This is a genomic window from Zhongshania aquatica, from assembly GCF_027257955.1.
Classification (GTDB): domain Bacteria; phylum Pseudomonadota; class Gammaproteobacteria; order Pseudomonadales; family Spongiibacteraceae; genus Spongiibacter; species Spongiibacter aquatica.
The window spans coordinates 154,220-179,032 of record NZ_JANZNQ010000001.1 but is presented as its reverse complement, the minus strand read 5'-3'; the positions used below and the strand labels follow the sequence as shown (position 1 = coordinate 179,032).

18 protein-coding genes are annotated in these 24,813 nt (G+C 47.0%); 14 read left to right on the top strand and 4 right to left on the bottom strand.

Annotation, left to right across the window (positions count from 1 at the left end; translation table 11 throughout):
• The first annotated feature begins 30 nt into the window (after window positions 1-30).
• Genes O9X78_RS00765 through O9X78_RS00755 form a run of 3 tightly spaced genes read left to right on the top strand, consistent with a single transcriptional unit; the run spans window position 31 to window position 5,220 of the window.
• Window positions 31-2,370: a TonB-dependent receptor gene (locus tag O9X78_RS00765; RefSeq protein ID WP_269617663.1), complete on the top strand. Its 2,340-nt coding sequence runs from the start codon at window positions 31-33 to the stop codon at window positions 2,368-2,370.
• A gap of 1 nt (window position 2,371) precedes the next feature.
• The gene (locus tag O9X78_RS00760) at window positions 2,372-3,940 is read left to right on the top strand and encodes a carboxylesterase family protein (RefSeq protein ID WP_269617662.1); all 1,569 of its coding nucleotides are present in this window, start codon (window positions 2,372-2,374) and stop codon (window positions 3,938-3,940) included.
• Window positions 3,937-5,220: a serine hydrolase domain-containing protein gene (locus O9X78_RS00755; protein ID WP_269617660.1), complete on the top strand. Its 1,284-nt coding sequence runs from the start codon at window positions 3,937-3,939 to the stop codon at window positions 5,218-5,220. The genes O9X78_RS00760 and O9X78_RS00755 overlap by 4 nt, the downstream gene beginning before the upstream one ends.
• A 55-nt stretch (window positions 5,221-5,275) precedes the next feature.
• Here O9X78_RS00755 and O9X78_RS20885 read toward each other — a convergent pair whose 3' ends face one another.
• Both O9X78_RS20885 and O9X78_RS00750 read right to left on the bottom strand, forming a co-directional pair.
• The gene (locus O9X78_RS20885) at window positions 5,276-5,500 is read right to left on the bottom strand and encodes a site-specific integrase (RefSeq protein ID WP_350339228.1); all 225 of its coding nucleotides are present in this window, start codon (window positions 5,498-5,500) and stop codon (window positions 5,276-5,278) included.
• Between the two features lie 22 nt (window positions 5,501-5,522).
• Complete coding sequence (locus O9X78_RS00750) at window positions 5,523-5,807, bottom strand: phage integrase N-terminal SAM-like domain-containing protein (protein ID WP_269617927.1); 285 nt, start codon at window positions 5,805-5,807, stop codon at window positions 5,523-5,525.
• 345 nt (window positions 5,808-6,152) lie between these two features.
• On the opposite strand from O9X78_RS00750, the gene O9X78_RS00745 reads away from it, so the two are divergent.
• From O9X78_RS00745 to O9X78_RS00730, 4 genes are all read left to right on the top strand, one after another.
• Window positions 6,153-6,623, top strand: a complete 471-nt coding sequence (locus O9X78_RS00745; protein ID WP_269617659.1) for a hypothetical protein — start codon at window positions 6,153-6,155, stop codon at window positions 6,621-6,623.
• A 121-nt stretch (window positions 6,624-6,744) separates the two neighbouring features.
• Complete coding sequence (locus O9X78_RS00740) at window positions 6,745-7,362, top strand: MarC family protein (RefSeq protein WP_269617658.1); 618 nt, start codon at window positions 6,745-6,747, stop codon at window positions 7,360-7,362.
• Window positions 7,363-7,867: 505 nt separating this feature from the next.
• Window positions 7,868-9,139: an O-acetylhomoserine aminocarboxypropyltransferase/cysteine synthase family protein gene (locus O9X78_RS00735; RefSeq protein ID WP_269617657.1), complete on the top strand. Its 1,272-nt coding sequence runs from the start codon at window positions 7,868-7,870 to the stop codon at window positions 9,137-9,139.
• A gap of 195 nt (window positions 9,140-9,334) precedes the next feature.
• Complete coding sequence (locus O9X78_RS00730; RefSeq protein ID WP_269617655.1) at window positions 9,335-10,402, top strand: zinc-binding metallopeptidase family protein; 1,068 nt, start codon at window positions 9,335-9,337, stop codon at window positions 10,400-10,402.
• A gap of 153 nt (window positions 10,403-10,555) precedes the next feature.
• Here the strand turns inward: O9X78_RS00730 and O9X78_RS00725 are convergent, their stop codons facing one another.
• Together O9X78_RS00725 and O9X78_RS00720 are read right to left on the bottom strand one after the other, a co-directional pair.
• Window positions 10,556-11,593: a porin gene (locus O9X78_RS00725; RefSeq protein ID WP_269617654.1), complete on the bottom strand. Its 1,038-nt coding sequence runs from the start codon at window positions 11,591-11,593 to the stop codon at window positions 10,556-10,558.
• 23 nt (window positions 11,594-11,616) lie between these two features.
• The gene (locus O9X78_RS00720) at window positions 11,617-12,597 is read right to left on the bottom strand and encodes a TRAP transporter substrate-binding protein (RefSeq protein WP_269617653.1); all 981 of its coding nucleotides are present in this window, start codon (window positions 12,595-12,597) and stop codon (window positions 11,617-11,619) included.
• A gap of 216 nt (window positions 12,598-12,813) precedes the next feature.
• On the opposite strand from O9X78_RS00720, the gene O9X78_RS00715 reads away from it, so the two are divergent.
• From O9X78_RS00715 to O9X78_RS00685, 7 genes are all read left to right on the top strand, one after another.
• Window positions 12,814-14,661 carry a sensor histidine kinase gene (locus O9X78_RS00715; protein WP_269617651.1) on the top strand — a complete coding sequence of 616 codons (1,848 nt, stop codon included), beginning with the start codon at window positions 12,814-12,816 and terminating at the stop codon, window positions 14,659-14,661.
• On the top strand, window positions 14,658-16,016 hold the full coding sequence (locus O9X78_RS00710) for a sigma-54-dependent transcriptional regulator (RefSeq protein ID WP_269617649.1): 1,359 nt from the start codon (window positions 14,658-14,660) through the stop codon (window positions 16,014-16,016). Before O9X78_RS00715 ends, O9X78_RS00710 begins: the two co-directional genes overlap by 4 nt.
• A gap of 221 nt (window positions 16,017-16,237) precedes the next feature.
• Window positions 16,238-16,774: a TRAP transporter small permease gene (locus O9X78_RS00705; protein WP_269617646.1), complete on the top strand. Its 537-nt coding sequence runs from the start codon at window positions 16,238-16,240 to the stop codon at window positions 16,772-16,774.
• A 1-nt stretch (window position 16,775) separates the two neighbouring features.
• Window positions 16,776-18,173, top strand: coding sequence for a TRAP transporter large permease (locus tag O9X78_RS00700; RefSeq protein WP_269617645.1), 1,398 nt, complete (start codon window positions 16,776-16,778; stop codon window positions 18,171-18,173).
• A 751-nt stretch (window positions 18,174-18,924) separates the two neighbouring features.
• On the top strand, window positions 18,925-20,043 hold the full coding sequence (locus O9X78_RS00695; RefSeq protein WP_269617643.1) for an efflux RND transporter periplasmic adaptor subunit: 1,119 nt from the start codon (window positions 18,925-18,927) through the stop codon (window positions 20,041-20,043).
• 5 nt (window positions 20,044-20,048) lie between these two features.
• A complete protein-coding gene (locus O9X78_RS00690; protein ID WP_269617641.1) occupies window positions 20,049-23,138 on the top strand; it encodes an efflux RND transporter permease subunit in 3,090 nt (1,029 codons plus the stop codon).
• The gene (locus O9X78_RS00685; RefSeq protein ID WP_269617639.1) at window positions 23,131-24,630 is read left to right on the top strand and encodes an efflux transporter outer membrane subunit; all 1,500 of its coding nucleotides are present in this window, start codon (window positions 23,131-23,133) and stop codon (window positions 24,628-24,630) included. The genes O9X78_RS00690 and O9X78_RS00685 overlap by 8 nt, the downstream gene beginning before the upstream one ends.
• Window positions 24,631-24,813: the final 183 nt, after the last annotated feature.

The following is a 24,813-nucleotide window of genomic DNA, read 5'->3' as shown; positions in this document are numbered from 1 at the left end:
AAAATAACAATGAACTAAGAGTGATTTATCATGATTGAAAATCGAAATTTCAAAACTCTGTCCCATATTTCCCTGTTGAGTGCTGCATTCTGCACCAGCTATTCTTCGGCTTCAGAGCCGGAAATATCCGGTGTTAAGAAGAGTATATCGGTTAAAGAGCAACAAGATAGCAAATACGCTACACGACGCAATTTTCTAGAAGAGGTCATCGTTACGGCGACCAAGCGAGAGAAGTCACTTCGAGACATTCCCGCTTCTATTTCTGCGTTTTCCGGCGATAGCCTCGAGCAGCAAGGCATACTGAGTATCAATGATGTACTTGAACAGACACCCGGCGTAACTGCAAATTCAGCAAGGCCTGGTGATCAGCGAATTGTAATGCGCGGAATCTCAACAAGCGCGGCGCCGACTAGCGTTGTACCGCAGCCAGTCGGAATTTTTATAGGTGATACGGCCCTCAACGAACCTTATGCAGCCAGCATCACACCCGACCTTTCAGCCTTTGACTTGGCAGCGGTAGAAGTGCTCAAGGGGCCGCAGGGCACTCTCTTTGGCGGCGCGGCTCTGTCCGGTGTGCTGCGGTATCGCTTGAACGAAGCGGTACCCCATGAATGGCAGGCGTCGTACTTTGCCCAGAACATTTCACTAGAAGAGGGAGATAGTGGTCTAACCCAGGGCTTTATGATTAATATTCCGGTGTTTGGCTCTGATGGTAATCTGGGGCTTAGGCTTACTTATATCGACCGCGAATATCCGGGATTTACTGACGATGTCCGCCGGGGTCAAGAGGCTAGCGATGTAAACGGATCGAAAGGAAAGCAGTATCGTCTTGGTGCAACATGGACGCCGGGGGATAATACCTCGGTTAAATTAACTTATCTGGCGCAAGATTATCAGGCGGACAATGATATTTTTATTGCCGACAACACGGTTGGACCAAGGGAAACTAGAAGCTCATTTATTAAATGGCCAAATGAACATCGAATTGCACTTTATAATCTTGAAGTTCAACATGAATGGGAAAGCGTAAGGTTAGTTTCTTCGTCATCCCGAACAGAGAAGGAGCGCAAGAATATTATCGATGGCTATTTTAGCCTGTTTGGCACACCCTCAAACGCCGCCCCGGATGGCTTAGCTATACCATTTTTGACTAACCAAAAGTCCAGCTCCTTTCAGCAGGAGTTACGTTTGCAGTCTCAGGCAGACGATAAGTTTGAGTGGTTGGTGGGGGTATATTATCTTGACTCTCCCATTGATTATTTTCTTTCTTTGACTTTGCAGGCGACAGATCAGATTCCGCTGCTAGATTCACTTGGTTTACGAGATCGAAACTCAAACGGAGTCGACTGCAGCTTGTCTCTGCTTTGCGCACAAACCAATGCAAATGCACAAGAAAAGGCAGTGTTCTTCGATACCACCTGGTACCCCACCGCCAGCTTGGAGTTGTCGCTCGGAGGCCGATATTACCAAACAGGTGTTGATGGCGGTTACACTGGTGAAGGCATAGTAGCGCAGGGCGTCAGTCTTCTAAATCTAGTTGCAACTGGCGAGTACACTTTGGACAACACCGCCGAAATCAGTGAAGAGGGTATGAACCCAAAAGTCTCAGTTACCTATCGATTCACCGACGAGCATTCCGTGTACGCACTCGTCAATAAGGGCTTCCGGTTTGGTGGCATCCAGACCGTTCCTGAAGATGAGCTTCAGAATGTGCCGGGCACCTATAAATCAGACACTATTATGAACTATGAAATCGGGATGCGGACTCGCTGGCTTGATAATACTCTTGAGTTTGATCTAACCGCGTTTCATATCGACTTCGACAACCCGCTAGTGGTTCTCAAAAATGCGCTTGCGATCAACTATTACGACAATGTGGGTAGTGCAGAGAGTGACGGCATAGAGGTGAATCTGCGTTGGCAACTGCCAGTGCCTGGATTCCTGTTTTCTTTAAGTGGCGGAACGGTAGATGCCCACACATTGGAGGATTTTGTCGCTGGAAATGATTTTGTTCCGGCTGGCAAACCACTACCGGGCTCAGCAGAATACCAGTACGCGGCCTCACTGGCATTTAGCAACTCTCCTCAAAGTTGGTTAAATGTTTCTGGTCACGTGACTTACTCTTATGTTGGCAAATCCTACAATGACTTAGTGGACGAAGACACTGTGAATGATTACGGCACCTATAGTGCAGGAATGCAAATGCGACTAACCCAGTTTACAGGCCGCCCCAGTCTCGGAGTCAATGTATTGAATATCACCAACGAAACCACCCCCGTTGGCATTGTTAAGCCGGCTATTAATGGAGACAATGTTTATATTTTAAACGCTCCTCGTGCTGTTTCCGCCCGACTCAGCCTGGAGTTCTAGAATGCAAAAGGTGAAGATTCGCGGAACAGCTTCGGTATTTCTGTTCAGCTTGCTTTGGCTCACGGCGTCAGTAAGTTTGGCCGGTGAAATCGTTTCACTCAAAAGTGGTGATGTTCGCGGTGAAAAATCAGGCAATACCTATCAATACTTGGGCATACCCTATGCAGCCCCTCCGGTTAATCAACTGCGCTGGAAAGCGCCACAGGAAGTGGAAGCCTGGCCGGGCGTGCGTGATGCACGCTCCCCAGGAAGTGCCTGCTCTCAAATTGGTAATTTTTTCACCACCGATGATGAAGCAAGTTTCAACAAGCCCTATGGTTCAGAAGACTGTCTTTTTCTGAATGTTTGGGTACCCAATAGCGAAAAGAAAAAGCGCCCACTGTTGATATTTTTTCACGGTGGTTCTGGTATTTTTGGCCGGTCTTATCATGAAATCTACAACGGCGCTAGGCTAGCAGCGGAGACAGATGCGGTGGTGATAACGGCCAACTATCGGCTGGGTATTTGGGGTTCATTTCAATCCCCGGCGTTGAAGACTGGCAACCCTGAGGAGGACTCCGGAAATTTCTTACTCCTCGATATGATTAAGGTGTTGGACTGGGCGCGTGAAAATTGCGCGGCGCTATCCTGTGATCCTGACAATATCACTATTTCCGGGCAGTCCGCAGGGGCGGTTTTTGTTCTCGCCCTAATGCGTTCGCCAGCGGCAACAGGTAAGTTTCAGCGAGCAATCAGCTTTTCTGGTATTCCGTTTTCTGCATCTTACGAAGAAGGTAAGGAGCAGGGAGATAAATTTATTGCGCAGCTATTAATCAAGGATGGAAAGGCTGAGTCGTCGGCCGATGCTGAAAGCATCATCAGCAAGATGAGCGATACTGAACTACGTAACTATCTTCGCGGCAAAACTGAAACAGAGCTCGCTGAGGCATCTGAAAAAGGGGTATTACCTAAAGTTATTGCCGACGGCACAGTGGTAAGCAAGCCAGAAAGTTCGCGAGAGGTCACCTGCGAACTTATCAATAAAGTTCCGCTAATGATCGGCAATACCCGTGATGAGCTGAGTACGCTGGTTACAACTCGGATGTACGACCTAGAGTTCAATAAACTTTGGCCACTGTTTAATGGTGAAGAAAGGACAAAAACGGTTAGCCAAGAACTTGGATTAATCAAAGGTATGGTCCGGAATATTCTTATTCAGTACCTTGAACGAAAATACAGTAAGAAATTACAAGGCTGTATAGCGACATATGCTGAATCACTTCCTGCGTTATACCAGTACGAATTTGTATGGGACAACTTCCCTGATCCGTGGCAGCTAGATTTCGGATCTTTCCACGGTCTAGATGTACCTATTCTTTTTGGAAACTATATTGAAGACCGACCTTCTTACATGAGATTTGCCTGGACAAAGGAAAATCGTAAAGAGCGGGAAAATATTCACGCGGCCATTGCGGCCAGTATCAAAAGTTTTATACATGGCGACGATGCCAAATACGCTGCGCCACTGGGAAATAGCTGGAAATCTCGCACGACGTCAAACTACGTGCAGTACTATGGGGCAACACAATGAATAAGAGAATGATTAATATTACTCTATTGGCCATATCTGTGCTGCTCAGTTCAGCGTCTACCTACGGTGGTGAGAGTGTGTGGCCAGTTTTCGAGGCGAAGAATGGCTTCTCTGCTGACGAAGCGACTGATCTGAAGGCAAGTTATAAAAGTGCTGCATTGGGACTAGCAGGCAACGCCGCGCTTTACACCTATCTCAATATGGCTGAGTTTTATCCTCACCAGCTGCTTGGCAGAGATGGTCAAATAAAAAGTCTTCGTGAAAAACCCAATGGCCGCATCGGTGGTATTAAAGTAAAAACATCTCTTGGCGATTTGAGCCTAGATGAATTTGTGAATTCGCCGCTTAGTAGGCTTCAGGGCATCGTCGTGATCCACAAAGGAAAAGTTGTCTACGAGAAGTATCCAGGTATGCAGCCGACCGACTCTCATCTTTGGTGGTCTGTAGCGAAAGTCATTGCCGGGCTGCTGACAGAAATGCTGATTGAGGAGGGGCAGATTGACCCCAACACCACCATCGATACCTACCTTAAGGAATTCAAGGGAACGGTCTGGGAAGGTGTTAAAGTTGCGCACATTCTTCATCAAGCCAGTGGCATAGATGCCGTAGATTCAACTGAAGCATATGGCGATCCACATTCCGGTATCGGTAAGCTAATGTTTGCCCAAGGAGTGCTTAAAGCCCCGGGATTAGCAGCAGGAACGCATAATCAGGTTTTACGTGAAATGACGCGTTTGAACCCGCCGGGTAAGACATATCAATACTCCTCAGCGAATACGAATATGCTGGGCTTACTCATTGAGCGTGTAACTGGCCAGCGTTATGGTGATGTCGTACAGCAGCGAATCTGGTCACAAATTGGCGCAGACGGTGATGCCCTGTTGGGGTTAACACCAGACGGCCGCGCCATTGCTCACGGGATGTTTTCGTCGCGTCTCAGAGACCTAGCTCGTTTCGGTATGCTGTTTACGCCAAGTGGCTACAACTCAAAGGTGGCAAATAAAAAATTGCTGGCTCGCATTGGTGACGTTGCGCGAACTGATTATTACCGCCATGCACCAACAGCGCAGGCAATAGACGCAAGTATTCACGGAGAGCCGCCAGTTAGCGCGCCTTCTCAGTGGGGGGCGCTATTCGCTGATGGTGACCTCTTTAAGTCCGGCTTTCAGGGGCAGGCTCTATATGTTTCACCCTCACGAGACGTGGTTATTGCGATGTTTTCGACAGTAAACAACCCACAGGGGTATAAATATTTACGACCACTGGCATCTGCCTTTTAAAGCGGAGCTCAATTTGTAATTTTTTTGCTACAGTGGGGAGATCTCCCCACTATGGCTATAGAACGGGCGCGCGCCAAACAGAACGTCGGAGCGGCCATCCCAGACGGCAACACTGCCACTCGGTAAGAAAGGCCCTAGCCAATTCAATCTGTCGACGAAGTGCAGGCACGCAATGCTCTGCTGAGGTGGTAACACGTTGTTTATACCCCTTAGCCCCGCGAACAATAATCGCCAGCTTGTCAAAATTAATATCATTTACACGAAGCTGACAGACCTCCATTAGTCGTAATCCCGAGCCATACCTAAGCTGGGCGCAAATCAAATAGCCACCCTGCATGGCGCACAAATTGTCTCACCTCAGTCCGCGACAAAACTACAGGCAGCTTTTTAGCTTTGCGCGCACGGGAATAATCCGGTATTTGAATCCCCTCTCGTCCTAACACCTGCTTAAACAAATACATCAAGGCATTAAATGCAATTATCAGTGTAGACGGCGTTACATTGCGCTCAACGACTAGGTATTCCAAAAACTGCGCCACAGAATCATCAGCCAATGTTGAAGGGTGTACTTTTTGATGAAATCGAATAAAGTGCAGAATCTAATACACGTAAGCTCGCTCGGTACGCTTACTGTAATTGCGCGCACGCAAATGCCTTCGAATGGAATCAATAAAGGGTGACGACGTAGTACGCTTCTTGTACTGTTTTTTATACAGCACTATTCAAGTGAATGAGGAGTGCAATGGAGGTCGGTCAATTTGAGGCGTTTGTCGAAGACTAAGGTGTAAGGAGTCAGGGAAAGATGATTATAAACAAAGGGATAAAGGATATGATGTCGCATATCTTAATTGGGGATATACGTACGTGACGTGTTTAATCACGTCGTATCGAAGTCTATTTAGCTGTTATACGAAATCCACGCTGAGAGTCTGATGGAAAGAATTCCTGCGCTAGATTGGATAATTGATTATCTTGATCTATATGAAATCCCATATCTAGTATGTGGTGGGCTTGCGGCACAAGCATACGGTTCTAAAAGGAAGTTAGCTGATATTGATCTTTATATCCCCGATTCCTACATCTCACAGGTTTCGTCAATGGGTGCGGATTACATTACATTTGGCCCAGCCCATCATGTTGGTGAGAAATGGGACCTCACTTATGTGCAGTTCGAATACGAGGGGCAAAAGGTGGAAATAGGTAGCGACAAGGAATGTAGAATATTCGATGCCATCTCAGGAACATGGCATCAAAAACAGCTGGATTTTGAAAGGTACAAAAAACTCTCGCTGTATGGCCGGCTGCTTAGAGTAATGGAGAAAGCCGAATTAATTTCCTATAAGCGTAAATTAGCGCGGCAGGTTGATCTAGAAGATGTCAGTCAAATCACCGAATCAATATGAAAGAACGGCTGCATAATATTGAAAACGAATGGCCTCCACTTTATGGGGGGAACTCTCGCCTCCGCTGTCGCTTCGGCGCCCCAAATGCGAGCGTTAGCGCAACAATAGGTACAGTAAGAATATGAGTGATTTGTATACGCAACTGATTACAGTTTTTATGGGATTTTTTGCAATTATGAACCCTATTGCTAATACAGCTGCGTTCGCTGGTTTGGTCGGTGAAAAAAGCAAAGCAGAACAGAAAAAAATTGCGGCTAAGGCACTTTTTATTACGTTTATTGTAATTGTATCTTTTTCGTTTCTCGGAAAAGCTATTTTTCACTTATTTGGCATCACCATTGATGCATTAAGGATAACTGGCGGTATTTTAGTATTTATTGTGGGGTATCACATGCTAAATGGGCATGGCTCCAAGCTGCATTCTGCTGAGAGTGACGATGAATCTGATTTAGCAGTATCACCTTTAGCCGTTCCCCTTCTTGCAGGCCCTGGCACCATTGCAACGGCAATGAATTACTCTGCATCCGGTGGGATGATGGGAATACTAACTACCGTATCCGTTTTTGCAGTTTTATGCCTTATAACTTTTATTTGCTTTATTTTTAGTTCAAATATTTTGTCAGTTATTGGTAAAAGTGGTCTTAGTATAGTCACTCGATTGATGGGGTTAATTCTTGCTGTTATCGGCATGCAAATGTTCATCGTTGGGGTAACTGCTCTTTTCAATACATTGAGCTAACAAGGCTATCAAAAATCGTTCCGGCCCAAAAACGGCCTCCACTGGACGCGATAACACGATCCTATTATAGGGGTTTGGCCGAGATGGCCTAATTATCGATATTGAGAAAATAACGTATTCCGACATGGAGATATTCACTGGGAGAGAATACCTTCGTGCTCCTCTTTGATAATACAGGTGGGTTTGCCGGCTTCGACGAGTATTGTGAAAAAGCGCGACACAACTGGATCTTAGTTAGTTGCCGCCAGCTTTAATGAAAAGGAACTGAGGCGTCACAGAACGTTCGGTTTGAAAAAAGAGAATTACCCACTGTAGCGAAAGACGTTGATGACATTGATGTTCGTGGTGTGTAAAGGCGCATATCTGGTTATCTTTGGTTTAACGTTTTTATGATTGTTGTTATACGTTTACAATGCATCCTGTTGACTAATACTTTAGTTACGCAAGCCAACTAGAAGGCTGTTATTTAGTAATATAACCACCATAAATCTAAACGAGACATATTATGAAACTCGAATCTATTGCGCTACACGAAGGCTATGAGTCCGAAGCGACCACCAAAGCTGCAGCTGTACCTATTTACCAAACCACGTCGTATACCTTCGATGATACTCAGCATGGTGCAGATCTGTTTAATTTAGCTGTGCCGGGCAATATCTATACCCGCATTATGAACCCAACCACCGATGTGTTAGAAAAGCGTGTGGCTGCGATGGAAGGCGGTATTGCGGCGCTGGCGGTGGCATCTGGTATGGCCGCAATTACCTATGCGATTCAGTGTATTACCCAGGTGGGAGACAATATTGTCAGTACTAGCCAGTTGTATGGGGGTACGTATAATCTGTTTGCGCACTCGCTGCCGCGTCAAGGTGTGGACGTGCGTATGGTGTCGCATGATGATTTTGCGGGTTTTGAAAACGCGATTGACGAAAATACCAAGGCGATATTTTGCGAATCTATTGGTAACCCAGCCGGTAATATTGTAGATATTGTGCGTTTGGCTGAGATTGCGCACAAACAAGGTGTGCCTTTAATTGTAGATAACACGGTGGCCACGCCTTATTTGTGTCGGCCGTTTGAGCTTGGTGCCGATATTGTGGTGCATTCACTGACTAAATATATTGGCGGCCACGGGACATCGATTGGCGGTATTATTGTCGATTCTGGCAAGTTTGATTGGGTTGCCAATAAAAAACGTTTTCCGATTCTTAATGAGCCAGACCCTTCATACCACGGGGTGGTATACACCGAAGCCTTAGGTGCTGCCGCCTATATTGGCCGTTGCCGAGTGGTGCCATTGCGTAACACTGGCTCTGCTATTTCTCCGATGAATTCGTTTCAAATTTTACAAGGCTTAGAGACGTTAGGTTTGCGCATGGATCGTCATTGTGAAAACGCTCAACGCCTTGCCGAGTATTTACAGCAACACCCGAAAGTAGAGTGGGTAAACTACGCTGCCTTACCTAATAGTCCGTATTATGCAAGCTGCCAAAAAATTACCAAGGGCAAAGCCTCCGGTATTTTGAGCTTTGGTATCACCGGGGGTGTTGATGCCTGCGCCAAGTTTATTGATTCGCTCGATATGATTTTGCGCTTGGTCAATATTGGCGATGCCAAATCTCTGGCATGTCATCCTGCTTCTACTACACACCGTCAGTTGAATGAAGAAGAGCTTAAGAAAGCTGGTGTGAGCGCCGACCTAGTGCGTATTTCGGTGGGTATTGAGCATATCGACGATATTATCGCTGATGTATCGCAGGCTCTGGATAAAGCTTAAAGCGTGATTCGAGGCCTGTGTTCAAGTGGCAGGCCTTGTTTGTCAGAGCTGTTCTCTCACGAACATGTAATTGATACTGATCGTCCGCTTGATGATATCAGGCGGCAGTTAGGCCAAATACCAGAACGCATATGGCACAGAAGATGTTGCATAGCGAAGCCGGAATTACTAACTACAACTATTTGAGTAATCAGTATGCAGACCTTCAAGTGTGATCATTGCGCGCAACTCCTTTTTTTTGAAAATAATCATTGCATTCGCTGTGGCTATTTATTGGGTTTCTCAATTGAAGAGGGAGATATTCTCACCCTTAAGCCCACAAAGGATTCCCCCGATACCTACATTGACGTCAGTGACCCAAAAGGTTCTCAATACCGTTTATGTACAAATTCGATAAAATATAACGCTTGTAATTGGCTGATTCCTACAACGGAATCTCATGAGTTCTGCGTTTCTTGTCGGTTAACTGAAATATTGCCTCCTATGCAGGATGAAACACGTCGAACTCAATGGGTAAAAGTAGAGGCAGCAAAAAGACGTTTGTTGTATACCTTGATTGGTTTGGGGTTGCCCGTTCAGTCTAGAGTTGAAAACCCCGAGCTCGGGTTGGCGTTTAGATTTGAAGAATCTACTGAAGACAAACCCGTTTTTACGGGGCATGCGTCGGGCGTCATTACTTTAAATATGGCTGAGGCTAATGCTACTTTTCGAGAAAATACGCGAGAGAAGTTGGGTGAAGCTTACCGAACGATTTTAGGACATTTGCGTCATGAGTGCGGGCATTACTATTGGGAGCTGCTTGTTTTACCTTCGGAAAAATGGTTGCCCAAGGCGCGCGACGTGTTTGGTGATGAGCGGGTAAGCTATCAAGATGCTATCGCCAAGCATTACGCTGATGGTGCGCCAGCAAATTGGACTAACTCATATATTAGCGCGTATGCCACGATGCATCCCTGGGAAGATTGGGCAGAGTCATGGGCACATTATCTGCACATGCTTGATACCTTAGATACCGCAGCGTCTTATGATTTGAGTATGAAGTCACCCTCTACAAAAGGTCGGCATCGACACCTTAAAGCGAGTATGCGTCATCGTCAGGACTTCGATAAATTATTTGAAATGTGGTATTCGCTCACGTTTGTGTTAAACGGTTTAAGCAGAAGCATGGGTATGCCTGATAGCTATCCGTTCGTAATTTCTGACACGGTTAAAGAAAAGTTAAGGCTCATTCATCATATAGTGGATGATCTGGCGGTAGGCTGAAGCTAAGTCAGGCGCTTGTAGTTAAAACGATGGATGCTCAGGTGCTGAGGATCATGTTTAAAGTGATATATGATTGGTGCTGAATTTAACCGTCAGTGATCTCAGCTGATCTTATCTTAGATAAGATCAGCTTTTGTGAGGATTAACTACAATTTAAAAATCTGCGCGAACACCCAGTTGTAACTCAGACATATCGTCGCCTGAGCTAGTGGTGGGTTTTCGACCAATATCATTTTTTAGATCTTCATAAGAAAGCCATACTGAATAATTTTTCCCTAAGCTTCTGACATATTCCAATTTGACAGAGTCAACATCGCCAGAAATATCACATGTATCTATAGCATATCTAGCATGGATCTTATTTTTTCCGAAAACATATTGCCCATAAATTCCGTTGCTGCTGCTTTCCTCCGTTATGCATGAGTTTATACCATTTTTATTACCTTCAATTTCCGCTTCACGTAGGCGAACATTTCCAGTACTAGTGCCATACAGGTCAAAATCTTCATCTGCTCTATGTGAATACGCCGACAAGGTAAAACTATCAGTGACTTTCCACCACGCCCTTAAACCCAGTAGTCCGCCGGTATTGTCACCACGATTATCTTTTAGATAGGCTGCTTGCAGTGTAACTGGGCCGGCTTTGTATTCACCACCAATTTGAAATTGATCGAATGAATCACCGTCTTGCCCCTCCATTTGAACCCCGAGGCCCAACGTGAAGTCGCCAGCCTGATAGTAATATTGTAGCAAGTCATCATCACGGATGGTGCCTTGGCGGACAGAATCATAGCCGTCGGAAAAATAGGAGCCGCGAACGAACTTATGCCACACCAATGTTTGAGATCCGTAGTACACGGTACCCCAGTCGCCTTTTAGACCAACCATCATTAAGCGCATGGTAGGCCCTTCATTTTGTTCAACATCCACCAAGTTATCAGAGCGTAAACCATACTCAAGTTGCGCAAGGCCAGTTAATCCGTCTCCCAGGTCCATACTGCCTTTCACGCCAATTCTACTCAGGTAATCTCGTCCGTTTGCGCCATCGTCGCTGGTGCCAGCATCCACACTATCAATACCAATACGAAAGGAGGCATATAAGTCCAAATCTGGTTCACTTTGGGCAAAGGCTTGACCGGCTGCTGCCAGAATACTTACAACTAGGGCTGATTTAGAAAGTACTGTTTTCATTATTATCACCTTATTTTTTTAAATCATTCTTCGTTTGATTGAACTGCAGCATTAATGAGATCAGAGCCAATTTTGTTGCTAAACTTATTCCAGACAGGCCTCATCGCGTTAACCCACTCTTCTCTCTGAGAGTCTGTAAGCGTATATATCGTCGAAACTCCGGAATCAGCAATTAGTTTTCTGTCCCGTAAATCAAAAGCCAGCGCTTTTTCGTTGCCGTATTCTATGGCTTCATCTAATGATTTTTTGATTACGCCACGATTTTCTTCCGGGATTTCAAGCCAAAATTCAACGGAGGTAACTACGAGGTAATCTAATAAGCCATGATTGGTTTCAGTAATATACGGCTGAACTTCATAGAACTTTTTAGAGTAAATGTTCGACCAGGTATTTTCCTGTCCGTCGATGGCCTTTGTTTGTAGCAAAGTAAAAACCTCAGCAAATGGTTTTTTCAAGGGCATGGCGTTGACGGCCTCAAACTGAGCCTGCAACACGTCAGACGTCATAATGCGAAACTTTTTACCTTTGGCGTCGGACGGAATGATAACGGGGTCATTTGCAGTGAGCTGCTTCATTCCATTGTGAAGATAACCAAGTCCAATGAGCCCTTTGTTGCGCATAGACATTAGCAATTTCTGGCCTACATCACTTTTTTGAAAACGTTCTGCTGCAGCTAGATCTTTAAACAAAAACGGTAAATCAAATATCTGCAGTTTATCGGTATACTTTTGCAACTTAGAGAGTGAGGGTGCGGCCATTTGCACATCACCAAGAATCATGGCTTGTAAAACGGTATCGTCGCCAAATAATTGCGCATTTGGATATACGTCTACATGTACTTGCCCTGGAAGGCGCTCTTCTACAAGCTCCTTGAATTTCAGGGCCATTTGACCTTTTGGCGTATTTTCGGCGACGACATGAGAGAACTTTATCGTAATGGGTGCGGACCAACTTAGAATGGGGGCTGCCAGCAATACAGCTGCAAGAAGTGTTTTAATCTTCATGTTCGATCTCCTGAATTATTGATTATTTAAAAATGGATCAACATTTATTTAGAAAAAGCTGATAAAGGTTCAGCGAATTTATTATCAGCGAATTGGAATTTGCACTAAGTATGCCAATCTGCGCTATACTCAAGCCATCGCCCGTCATTGCTGGTATTACGAATCCCGCGTTACAAATAGAGAATTATAAAATGGGTCAGTTCTGAAACATTTGTCATGGAAAAAATGACTATCGCCACCCAAAACGATCAGCAGATGGCCAGTTCGAAGAGATGGCCGCTTTTTAGCTTCAATAATATTTGGATGTTACTCCTATGGATTGTTCTCTCATTTATATGGGGAAGCTATAAATTTAAGTCAGATAAGAATAGTAGTCTGATTGCGCTGGGCTTAGAGGCATCCCAAGTTGCGTCGAGTCTTGAGGCACATCTGGCAAGGTTTCAATCATTGCCAAAAATCCTTGCGAAAACCCCCGACATTAAACGTGTTTTGTATTTACCGAATGAAGTCGTCACCGAAAGAACAAATCGGCTGCTTAAACAACTTAATGAGCAGCTTAGTACTGATGTCATCTATATCTTACAAACAGACGGAACAACGGTTGCCTCAAGTAATTATGACAACCCCGAAAGTTTTATTGGCAAAAACTATGATTTTCGCCCCTACTATAAATCCGCATTACTCGGTAATGAGGGGCGCTACCATGCACTTGGTACGGCGTCACGTAAGTTGGGCTATTACTATTCTGCGCCCATATATAGCAGTGATCGGATTATTGGCGTAATTGTTATAAAGATTAATTTAAAATTTATAGACCGCTTAACTAGCTATCCAGATCTTGACTATATGATTGTAGATGAAAACGGAATTATCTTTTTTTCAACTAAAAGGGATTGGATGTATCAGGCGATAAGTAGTTTGTCGGAAGAAAAGGTATTAAAAATAAACAAAAGCAGGCAATACGGAAAGCTCAATCCAGGCGTAATTTTGAAAGACATTAAGTCCGTCGATTCAGATGAGTTTTTTTGTATTGGAAGTGGGAAATATTGCAATAAATATCTCCATGCAGAGGAGTATATTCAGGAAAGTAAGTGGGATGTATATACTCTAAGTCCGCAGCGCTTATTGCTTACTGATTTGTTTTATAGCTTAGTGTTGTCGAGTTCACTATTTTGGCTGATAGCGTTGAGCGTTCTTTTCTATAGAAATTACAAGTCACATGAGCGGTACTTAGCCGATGAAAAAAGTCGACTGTTAAACACTGTAGGAATTTTGACGGCTGATTTGCGAAAAACTAATAATGAGTTACAGGCCAACGTTGACCATTATCGAAGTGCAAAATTGGAGTTAGAACACACTCAAGACGAGCTTATTCAAGCAGAAAAGCTTGCATTGCTTGGCGAGTTATCTGTTGGTTTAAATCATGAGCTTAATCAACCTATCTTGGCAATTAAGGCCTATTCTGAAAATGGCATTCGATTTTTACAGCGACATCAGATTGACTCCGCCGAGAGAAATCTTTCTGAAATCAGCAAAATTTCAGACACAATGGGCGAGATAATTGCTCAATTTAAAGTATTTTCTCGAAAAGAGAATACATTGAGTTTGGTGAATATGGCAGACATCGTTGAAGGCTCGTTAGTTATCATGCAGCCGCGTCTATCATTTCAAAAAGTGGTCTTGAACAAACACTGGGAAGATAATATAGATGCCATTTTTTATTGCAATTCAACTCAGATGCAGCAGGTAGTTGTAAATTTAATAGCTAACGCAGCTCAGGCGTTGGATAAAACGCCACATCCAAAAATAGATATTTCTATTTTTATCCATGCTGATTTAGTTGTACTGGAGGTGGCAGATAATGGTCCCGGTATTGACAGCCAAAACAAGGAAAATATTTTCACTCCATTTTTCACTACTAAACCTCAGGGCTTAGGTGTGGGTCTTTCACTTTCAAAAAGAATTGTGGAGTTATTTAAAGGTAAAATTTACGCGAAAAATAATATTCACGGTGGAACGGTATTTAGATTGGAATTTTCCGCATACAGTGGACAGCTTAAATGAATAGAGATATTGAGATAATTTTCGTAGATGACGAAGAAAATGTTCGAAAAGCGCTATGCCAAACGATTGAAATAGAAGGGTATCGCGTAAATGATTTCGCCTCTGCAGAGCACGCCTTACCTCATATAGACCCGAGTTTTCCGGGTGTAATTATCACAGATTACAATATGCCGGGAATTAACGGTATAGAGTTCTTGCAGCGAATAAAGGCAATAGATGCTGACATACCGGTAGTACTTTTGACTGGACATGCTGATGTAAGTGTTGCCGTGGAGGCTATGCGTTGCGGTGCGTATGACTTTTTGGAAAAGCCCTTTTCCCCGGAGGCCTTACTAGAAAGTCTAGCTCGTGCACTGGAAAAACGACAACTGGCATTGGATAACCGCCAATTAAGACTAGAGCTAACCGGGCAATCTATTCCGGGCCGACGAATCCTAGGAAATCATCCAAGTATTCGCGACCTACGCACAACATTATTGCGCGTCAAAGATGCTCCTGCTGATATTTTGGTCTTTGGCGAAACCGGAAGCGGGAAAGAAATGGTCGCGCGATTCCTGCACAACCATAGCAATCGTCACAACAAGCCCTTCGTGGCCATTAATTGTGGCGCGATACCCGAAAATATGATTGAAAGCGAGTTATTTGGTCATGAAGCGGGCGCATTTACCGATGCAAAAAAGCGCAAGGCTGGGAAATTTGAGTACGCCAACGGTGGCACTTTATTTTTAGATGAAATTGAAAGTATGCCAATGGCATTACAAATTAAAATACTCCGTGTACTAGAAGAGCGTTACGTCGAACGGCTTGGTAGTAATGATGGTTTTAATATAGATGTTAGAATTGTTGCGGCAACTAAAGAAGACTTGAAAGAAAAGGCCGCGAGAAACGAGTTTAGGCTGGATCTTTATTACCGCTTGAATGTGATCGAAATCAGTATACCGTCGTTGCGAGAACGCCTTTCCGATATTCCACTTTTATTTGAACACTTTTTATTAATGGCAGTAGAGAAATTTGGCATGGAGAAGCCACCTGTGACGGCCCGTCATCTGCAGGCATTAGCGCAACATAAGTGGCCCGGAAATGTGCGTGAGTTGCGTAATGTTGCGGAATGCTTTGTGCTCCTAGGCGAACAGAAAGCCTTTCCTGATAATGCGCTATCGGTTTCCAGTCGCGAGCTTACCCTGAGCGAGCAATTAGAAAAGTTTGAAGAGCAGGTAGTGCGCAATGCTTTAGAGCAGCACAATGGCCGACTGAAAGAGGTACAAGAGGCATTAGGCATCGGTAGAAAAACGCTCTACGACAAAATGATTAAATTTAGTTTGGATAAACAGGAGTTTAAGAACGCAGTAAATTAGCCGCCGCTAGTTCATTGTAAGTTACGTATGGTTTTCACCCCGTTACGCTTAACTAGCGGGGTGAACTTGACACAAAATCTGTTCCCTCCGCTCCCTTGTTTTTAAATTATCCCTTATTTATCAGTAGGTTGTGATAAAATTTTCAGCTGGCATATGCTTTGCTATTAGTCCCTACATCACTGATTTTAAAAACAATAGATAAGTGTAGTAGAGGAAACAACATGAAGCTCTCCGTATTTCATAAGCTAGAGGAAGCACTTATTGGCTTGCTGCTAGTAACTGTAACCCTATTAGTCTTTGTCGAAGTGATATTGCGCTTTGGCTTCAACACAGGCTTGCATTGGTCCCAAGAGATAACGCTATTACTTAACGCGTGGTTTGTACTCTTAGGCGCATCCTGGGGCCTTCGCGAAAAAGTACATATTTCCGTTGATGCATTTGTCAAAATCCTACCCCATAAATTACGCGTCGTTTTTACTTGTCTCGCGATTACGCTTTCTTTGGTTTATGTCGGTTTGCTTATTTACGGGTCATGGATTTACTTAAGTAAAATGCGGATGATCGGCATTGAAATGGAAGATGTTGCTATCGAAAAATGGATAGTGATGAGCGTCCTAGTAATTGGATTTGGCCTTATAGGAATACGCTTAATAGGCATGTTTTGGCGAGTTATTAGGTACGGTGAAGTTAATCAATTTCACAATTCTGAATTATCTGAACTAGTAAATCCTGAACTCAATAATAACAAGGGGCTTTAAAATGACAGCTCTCGTACTCTTTTCCCTATTACTATTTTGCATATTAATTGAGGTTCCCGTCGCTATCGCGCTGGGTCTATCCTCCACAATTATTATCCTATTTTTCTCTGGCGATTCGCTCGCATCGGTGTCATTGAAGTTTTTTGAGGCGACCTCAGAACACTACACTTTATTAGCTATACCGTTTTTTATTTTGTCATCGTCTTTTTTGTCTACCGGTGGCGTGGCACAACGGCTGATTAATTTTGCAACCGATTCAGTTGGCCATGTACGCGGCGGTTTAGCAATGGCATCAGTATTGGCCTGTATGATGTTTGCGGCGGTGTCTGGTTCGTCACCCGCAACGGTTGCCGCTATTGGTTCAATCGTCATTGTGGGGATGGTGAAAAATGGTTACCCCATGTCGTTTGCAACCGGTGCGGTGAGTACGGCGGGAACCTTGGGCATATTAATACCGCCGTCGATTGTGATGCTTGTTTACGCCACGGCTACCGAAGTCTCAGCTGCGCGCATGTTTATGGCGGGTGTTATTCCTGGCATCATGATGGGCTTGCTCCTAATGATTGCAATATATATTGTTGCTCGCCGCAAAAACCTTCCTGCCTTGCCATTTCCCGGTTTCAAACAGTTGTCGATATCAGCCTCAAAAGCGGCTGGTGGGATGCTATTACTCTTTATTGTACTGGGTTCAATTTACGGTGGAGTTGCGAGCCCAACAGAAGCCGCAGCAGTTGCCGCAGTATACGGATTTCTGGTGGCGGTATGGGGCTATCGTGATATAGGCCCGCTGAAAACTACGCCTTGGAGAATGGCGGAAGAAAGTCTTGGAGCGGCTGCCGTCCGCAATATCGCATTATTTCCTGTCGCGATTGTGAAATCTGTGTGGCATCCAGATATAGCGAAGGTCACGAAAGATGCTTCAAAAGTGAGTGTCATGCTGCTGTTTGTTATAGCTAATGCGATGCTATTCGCCCATGTGTTAACAACTGAACGTATTCCTCATGAACTCACTCAAGTTATCGTCGAGTGGGGTTTGCCAGCGTGGGGGTTTCTGATTGTCGTCAATATTCTGCTGCTAATGGCAGGGAATTTTATGGAGCCGTCGGCTATTCTATTAATCATGGCGCCGATCCTATTTCCTATTGCTATGGAGTTAGGCATAGATCCGATTCACCTGGGTATTATCATGGTGGTGAATATGGAGTTGGGTATGCTGACACCGCCCGTCGGCCTAAACCTCTTTGTTGCGTCAGGCATTACGGGCAAGCCTTTGGGCTGGGTAATACGCGCCTGTGGCCCTTGGCTGTTGTTGATGCTGTGCTTCCTGCTCTTGATCACTTACGTGCCCAGCATCTCGCTTTTTCTTCCAGAATTATTAGATTCTTTATCTGGCCGTTAGGCGCAGAATCAGACAGAGAGTTGTGCCCGAAAGGACACGCTCTCTTTTGAATACTGCGGCAGCTTCAAGCTGAATGCCTTCCAATTACAGGATGTAACGTTGGTTTGTGCCGTACCGACTAGGTTTGTTCACGCGACAACCTTTACCAATGCGGTTGACGATTTTTACCGGCCAGCTATTCGCAAGACACTGATTCCCTAAATCCAGTAAAAATTGCCAGCGCACTAGGCTGGTGGGAAGGGCTACATGGATTGGCTTCTAGCAGGTTGTTGATTGAGGGTGATCATCTTTTGTGAATCATCGGGTTGTAAAGGCTCAACTCCCCCCGCTTTTCGGTAATGATTCCACGTAGGGCTATACAAAAATGGGCTGTGAGGCGGGCGCTTCCACTTTCTTCAGGTCGTTCTTCCAGTAGCTTCGAATTCCCTTATTGCCAATTAATATGGTCAGACAGTCTGTGCGTTATATGGATATTGTCATCGGTTCTTACATCAAAACATGGCACGTTGATGCTCAAGCGCATATTGGCCGTACTGGATAGTATTGTGGCCAGATTTCGCAATACGGTGGTTGAGCAATCGAGGTAGTCTAGCGTCCATAAGTCGGTTGTCGTGGGGTGTCGTCCCAAGTCACGGCAACTTATCAATGCTCTGTAAGGACGTTTTTCCATGATTTTATGCGGTATCTGTGATTTGGCTGGCAGGTATTTTCTCTCTGATACCAAACGGACAAGCTGTGCAGGAGGTGAGCTATGAAGTCGCCTGCAGGTTTTCGGGCAAAGCCTCTGGTTGTGAGTCTGATTGTCTTGGTCGCGGTGTTTAGTGCGCTTTATGTCTGGCGCATTGCCCGCGTTGATTCTCAGGGGCCGTATGCCGGGCAGCCCATTCCCGTGACGGCAACCAAAATAGTAGGACGTACGGTTAGCAATGAATTGCAGGCATTGGGCGAATTGCAGGCTGTCCATGAAGTGTTGTTGTCACCGGATACGGCGGGAAGAGTAACAGCAATTCATTTTGAGGCCGGCCAGATGGTCAATCAGGGGGCGTTGTTGCTGCAGCTTTTTGATGCACCTGAACAGGCCGACTTACTGGCGGCCTCTGCCAGAGCTGAATTTGCTCAATTGCAACTGGAACGCGCGCGGGAATTGGTTCCAGTGGGTGCCGAGTCGCAGGAATTGTTGGAGCAGCGTCAGGCTGAGGCTAATCAGGCCATGGCGGGAGTCCGTCAGTTAGAGGCGCGTATTATTCAAAAGCGCATTCGGGCTCCTTTTACTGGCCAGCTTGGCATTCGCCGCATTGACCTAGGGCAGTATCTCAATCCGGGGGATGTTGTCGCAACATTGACGCAACTTGACTCTCTCTATATCAATTTCATGTTACCCCAGCAGGCGCTGTCTGAGTTAAGTGTTGGCGCTTTGGTGCAGGTGGCAGTTGATGCAGCCCCTGATCGGCTGTTTACCGCCAAGGTGAGCAGTATTGAGCCGAAAGTGAATAGCGAAACACGGAATATTCTGGTGCAGGCTGAACTGGCCAATCAGGATCATAGTCTGCGTCCAGGGATGTATGCGTCTGCCCGTCTTGAGCTCCCTCCTGAACTGGATGCTGTTGTGTTGCCGTTAACCGCTATCCAGACATCGGCCTTTGGCGACACGGTTGTTGTGGTGCGGGACGTAAATCCTGACGGTGTGGGTGAAGTGGAGACTGTGCCGGTAACGCTTGGACGTCGTCTGGGGGATGACGTGCTCGTGGAGGGCGGTGTGAACGTGGGTGATGTTGTCGTCTCGGCAGGTCAAAACCGGCTGCCATCGGGTGCGCAGGTTAAGGTTTCTTTCGGCACCCCTAACACCTCTTCTGCGGCTGCACAGGAATAGGGGGCATGATGCATTTTACCGATATTTTTATCCGCCGCCCCATCCTTGCCCTAGTTGTCAGCGCACTTATTTTGCTGGTGGGTTTACTTTCTGTATTTGCATTGCCGGTGCGGGAGCACCCTTATCTTGAAAATGCCACGATCAGTGTGACGACCACGCTTCCCGGCGCGACGCAGGACGTGATGCAGGGTTTTGTGACGACTCCGATCACCCAGGCTATTGCGACCGCCAGCGGGATTGAATACCTGAGTTCATCTACGACCCAAGGGCAGAGTGAGATCAGGGCACGGCTGTTGCTCAATGCCAACTCTGATCGCGCGATGACCGAGATCCTAGCCAGGGTGCAAGAAGTTAAGTATCAATTGCCTGCGGGGGTTACCGATCCGGTTATCAAGAAATCCACAGAGGGTGGGACGGCGGTCCAGTACATCACCTTCTCTGGTGGAAATTTGTCGCTCCAGCAGATTACCGATTTTGCGACACGTGTGGCTCAGCCCCTTTTTGCCGGTATTCCCGGTGTAGCCCTAGCCAGTGTGGAAGGCGGCAGGGAGCCAGCGATGCGCATTTGGATTGATCCGTTGCGGCTGGCTTCCCGGGGGCTTACAGCCAGTGATCTGGTGGAGGTGCTGCAGGCCAATAACGTTCAGGCCGCGCCGGGACAACTGAAAACCCAACTGACGTTGACCAATATCAGCGCAGCGACCGATCTGCGCAGTGCAGAAGACTTCAGGCAGATGGTAATCAAAACCACTGTCGACGGCGGTTTGGTTCGCTTGAAGGATGTGGCTACGGTGGAGATCGGCGGTCAAAACTACAATAAGGTGTCATTTAACTCAGGTAAACCATCTGTCACTGTGGCCTTGTACCCCGCGCCAGATGGTAACCCCCTTGAGATCGTTAAGCATGCCAAAACCTTAATTCCCAAAGTGAATGAGATGGCCCCCCCTGGCGTGGTTGTGGCTTCGGTCTATGATGTGGCGCGCTTCGTCAATGCCTCCATTACGGAGGTCGAGCACACGTTGATCGAGGCAATTGTGATTGTCATTGTAGTGATCTTTTTGTTTTTGGGAACCTTCCGTGCGGTGATTATTCCCGTGGTGACTATTCCCTTGTCGCTGGTCGGTACGGCGGCGCTGATGATGGCCTTTGGCTTCTCTCTGAACTTGTTGACATTGCTGGCAATGGTGCTCGCGATTGGTCTGGTGGTGGATGATGCCATCGTGGTGGTGGAAAACATCCATCGCCATATCGAAGAGGGATACACCCCTGTGCAGGCGGCATTATTGGGGGCGAGGGAAATTACCGGGCCGGTGATTGCCATGACGATCACTCTGGCGGCCGTTTATACCCCTATTGGAGTGATGGGCGGCTTGACCGGTGCGCTGTTTAAAGAGTTTGCCTTAACCTTGGCGGGGTCGGTCATTGTCTCCGGCGTGGTTGCGCTTACCTTGTCACCGATGATGAGCTCCATGCTATTGCATTCCAAGCAGGGCGAGGGCCGCCTAGAAAAGTTCATTGAGGGCTATATGGCTAGGTTGACGGCCTATTATCAAACATTGCTTGCTCATACCTTGGCTGCACGCGGTGCCGTATTGCTGGTGGGGGTGGCGGTGCTGGCAGCTATTGTGGTCTTTCTCAACGGTACACCACAGGAATTGGCCCCGACAGAGGACCAAGGGATGGTAGTTGTTATCAGCCAAGCACCACAGTATGCCGGTTTGGGATACAGCATGCGTTATGTTTCACAGCTTGAAGAGATATTTAAGGCTATTCCGGAGTATGACAGCAGTTTCATGGATGTGGGCGGTGATGCCGGTGGCCAGAACAATTTGTTTGGTGGCGCAGTCCTAAAAGATTGGTCGGAGCGCAGCCGCTCTGCTGCAGAAATTCAGCAGCAGATTCAGGCCGCTGGTGATGATATTGATGGCCTGACTGTGACCGCAGTGCAGTTGCCGCCACTCCCTGGGTCAAGCGGTGGTTTGCCGATTCAAATGGTGTTGCGGTCGTCGGGAGACTATAAAGCGCTATATGAAGCGGCTGAAGCCATTAAAACGGCGGCCTACGCCAGTGGTAAATTTCTGTTTGTGCAAAACACGCTTGCCTACGACAGTCCGCAGGCGCACATCACTGTGGATAGCGATAAAGCCAGAGCGATGGGCATCAGCATGGAGGCGATTGCCAATACCCTAGCGGTGATGGTTGGCGAAAATTATATCAACCGGTTCAATTTCTATGATCGCGCCTATGACGTTATCACCCAGGTGCGCGACAGTGAACGGATGACGCCAGATGACATCGGTAAGCTTTATGTGGGCACTCGCTCCGGTGAGCTGGTGCAATTGTCTACTGTTGTTCACGTCGATGTGCGCCCACAGGCTAACCAGCTGGCGCAGTTTAACCAGTTGAACTCGACAACGCTGGAAATGTTGCCGGCACCGGAGGTGAGTATGGGGGAGGCGGTAGCATTCCTGCAGTCGCAAGCTTTGCCTCCGGGCATCAGTGTGGATTGGCTCAGTGATAGCCGGCAGTACATTCAGGAGGGAAACCAGTTACTGTTTTCCTTTGGCTTTGCTCTAGTGGTGATTTTTCTGGTGCTGGCCGCGCAGTTTGAGAGCCTACGTGATCCCTTAGTCATTCTTGTAACGGTTCCCCTAGCGGTCTGTGGCGCATTAGTGCCGCTGTGGCTGGGTTATGCCACGCTTAATATTTACACACAAATAGGTCTGGTGACGCTGATTGGCCTGATTTCCAAGCATGGCATTTTGATGGTGACCTTCGCCAACCACATTCAATATCACGAAAATTTGAGCCGGATTGACGCCATTGAGAAGGCGGCGGCGGTGCGGATGCGTCCTATCCTCATGACTACGGCCGCCATGGTAGGGGGCTTGGTGCCTCTGCTTTTGGCGGATGGTGCGGGGGCGGCCAGCCGTTTCTCCATTGGGCTTGTGGTTGTTATGGGTATGCTGGTGGGCACCTTCTTTACGTTATTTGTATTACCTACGGTTTACAGTTTTATTGCCAAGGATCACCGGGCAGCAGCAGAAAGTCCCCGTGTACGTGAGCTTGCCAGTGTGGAGGCACCCCATGTGTAACCCTACAATGCCGCAGGCAACCCACATTCGCTGGTTCACGCGGGTGGTTTGTAATCTCAGAGACCTTTTTAGGTATGGCATACGGGTACTTGCTACCGGTGCATTTCTCTCAGGCTGTGCCAGTGGTCCTGACTACCAGTTGCCGACAGTAGACGATTCAGCGGTTGGCCCGTTTGTTAGTCGTAGCGGCACCTTGGATACAGACCAGTCCGTGCCCGCGCAATGGTGGAGGCTGTACGATGATGTTGTATTAAATGGATTGGTGTCGGATGCGCTACTCGCCAACACCGATTTGCGCGTGGCTCAGGCCAATCTCGAACGTGCCCGTGCCATTTACGGCGAAACCCGTAGTGGCCTGTTGCCAGCTACCGATGTATCAGCGGGTGCGCGTTATGGTCGTGACCAGACCAGTTGGAGCGGCAGCGGTCAAGCGCCCAAGCAGTGGGTTTATACCGGTGGTTTGGATGTGGCTTACGAGGTGGATTTGTTTGGCCGTGTGCGACGCGATATTGAGGCCGCACGCTACGATACTGAAGTCGTCGCAGCCCGGCTTGATGCCGCGCGAGTGATCGTGGTGGCCGAGACGACAAGAGCCTATCTTGATGTGTGTACCTTAGGGGATGCGATTGATGTGACTAAGGCTTCCATCGAATTGGCGCAGCGCAGTCGTGATATCGTCGTTGAAAAAGAGCGTCGGGGAGCGGCGTCACGTATGGATGTCAATCGGGCGGATGTATCCTTGGCGCAAGCTCAAGCTGAACTGCCCGTACTGCGCGGGCAAAGGCAATCTGCATTATTTGAATTGGCGGCGCTTCTGGGTAAACCCCCTTCCCAGGTGCCGGATGTGGCGCGGGGCTGTATCAAGGCGCCGGATATTAACGGATCCTTACCTGTTGGGGATGGCTCGGCCCTGTTGCGTCGTCGTCCTGATATTCGTCAGGCCGAGCGCGAGCTCGCGGCGGATACCGCGCGTATCGGGGTGGCAGTGGCGGCGCTTTATCCTCAAATTAGTCTGGGGGCATCAGTCAATTATTTGCGTAACGACGATCTCAAAGGAGATCGCAGCTTTTCATTTGGCGTGGGGCCGCTGATTTCCTGGCACTTCCCCAATACGAGTGTTGCACGCCGTCGGGTTGAGCAAAGCAAAGCACAGGCATCCGCCTCGCTGGCAGCATTTGATGGCGTGGTACTCGCCGCGCTGAAAGAAACGGAGCAAGCCCTCAGTGCTTACGATGCGACCTTGGAGCAACGCAAGGCATTGATAGAGGCTCGAGATCAGGCGGAAAACGCCTTCAAGCTTGCCGAACTGCGTTACCACGGCGGCGCCATTGGGTATCTTCACCTGATCGTCGCCCAATCAACGTTCATTGATGCTCGTTCGCGAGTGGTGGCGGTCGATCAACAGGTCGCTTCCGCTCGTGTCTCTGTTTTTAAAGCCTTGGGTGGTGGATGGGGGACTGGCGATGACGAATCAGAAATAACCGAGCCATAACGCTTAGCGCAGATGACAAATCTCATTTACTCTCGGTGAGCTGTTGATACGTCATGGCAATTATTTGTTTCAGGAAAGAAAGTGGAGATGTAACGATAGCTCACCGTTTAATTTTTGGCTTTGTTGCAGTTAGCGCAGCTCTGATTAAGTCGGCTTCACTAAAGCTAAAGCTAAAGCGCTGGA

Excerpts from the sequence above, each read along its gene's own strand:
- O9X78_RS00745 (WP_269617659.1), top strand. The coding sequence starts at position 6,153 with ATGGAAAGAATTCCTGCGCTAGATTGGATAATTGATTATCTTGATCTA.
- O9X78_RS00720 (WP_269617653.1), bottom strand. The coding sequence starts at position 12,597 with ATGAAGATTAAAACACTTCTTGCAGCTGTATTGCTGGCAGCCCCCATT.
- O9X78_RS00740 (WP_269617658.1), top strand. The coding sequence starts at position 6,745 with ATGAGTGATTTGTATACGCAACTGATTACAGTTTTTATGGGATTTTTT.
- O9X78_RS20885 (WP_350339228.1), bottom strand. The coding sequence starts at position 5,500 with ATGGAGGTCTGTCAGCTTCGTGTAAATGATATTAATTTTGACAAGCTG.
- O9X78_RS00730 (WP_269617655.1), top strand. The coding sequence starts at position 9,335 with ATGCAGACCTTCAAGTGTGATCATTGCGCGCAACTCCTTTTTTTTGAA.
- O9X78_RS00755 (WP_269617660.1), top strand. The coding sequence starts at position 3,937 with ATGAATAAGAGAATGATTAATATTACTCTATTGGCCATATCTGTGCTG.
- O9X78_RS00760 (WP_269617662.1), top strand. The coding sequence starts at position 2,372 with ATGCAAAAGGTGAAGATTCGCGGAACAGCTTCGGTATTTCTGTTCAGC.
- O9X78_RS00735 (WP_269617657.1), top strand. The coding sequence starts at position 7,868 with ATGAAACTCGAATCTATTGCGCTACACGAAGGCTATGAGTCCGAAGCG.
- O9X78_RS00705 (WP_269617646.1), top strand. The coding sequence starts at position 16,238 with ATGAAGCTCTCCGTATTTCATAAGCTAGAGGAAGCACTTATTGGCTTG.
- O9X78_RS00695 (WP_269617643.1), top strand. The coding sequence starts at position 18,925 with ATGAAGTCGCCTGCAGGTTTTCGGGCAAAGCCTCTGGTTGTGAGTCTG.
- O9X78_RS00725 (WP_269617654.1), bottom strand. The coding sequence starts at position 11,593 with ATGAAAACAGTACTTTCTAAATCAGCCCTAGTTGTAAGTATTCTGGCA.
- O9X78_RS00700 (WP_269617645.1), top strand. The coding sequence starts at position 16,776 with ATGACAGCTCTCGTACTCTTTTCCCTATTACTATTTTGCATATTAATT.
- O9X78_RS00685 (WP_269617639.1), top strand. The coding sequence starts at position 23,131 with ATGTGTAACCCTACAATGCCGCAGGCAACCCACATTCGCTGGTTCACG.
- O9X78_RS00765 (WP_269617663.1), top strand. The coding sequence starts at position 31 with ATGATTGAAAATCGAAATTTCAAAACTCTGTCCCATATTTCCCTGTTG.
- O9X78_RS00710 (WP_269617649.1), top strand. The coding sequence starts at position 14,658 with ATGAATAGAGATATTGAGATAATTTTCGTAGATGACGAAGAAAATGTT.
- O9X78_RS00715 (WP_269617651.1), top strand. The coding sequence starts at position 12,814 with ATGGAAAAAATGACTATCGCCACCCAAAACGATCAGCAGATGGCCAGT.
- O9X78_RS00690 (WP_269617641.1), top strand. The coding sequence starts at position 20,049 with ATGATGCATTTTACCGATATTTTTATCCGCCGCCCCATCCTTGCCCTA.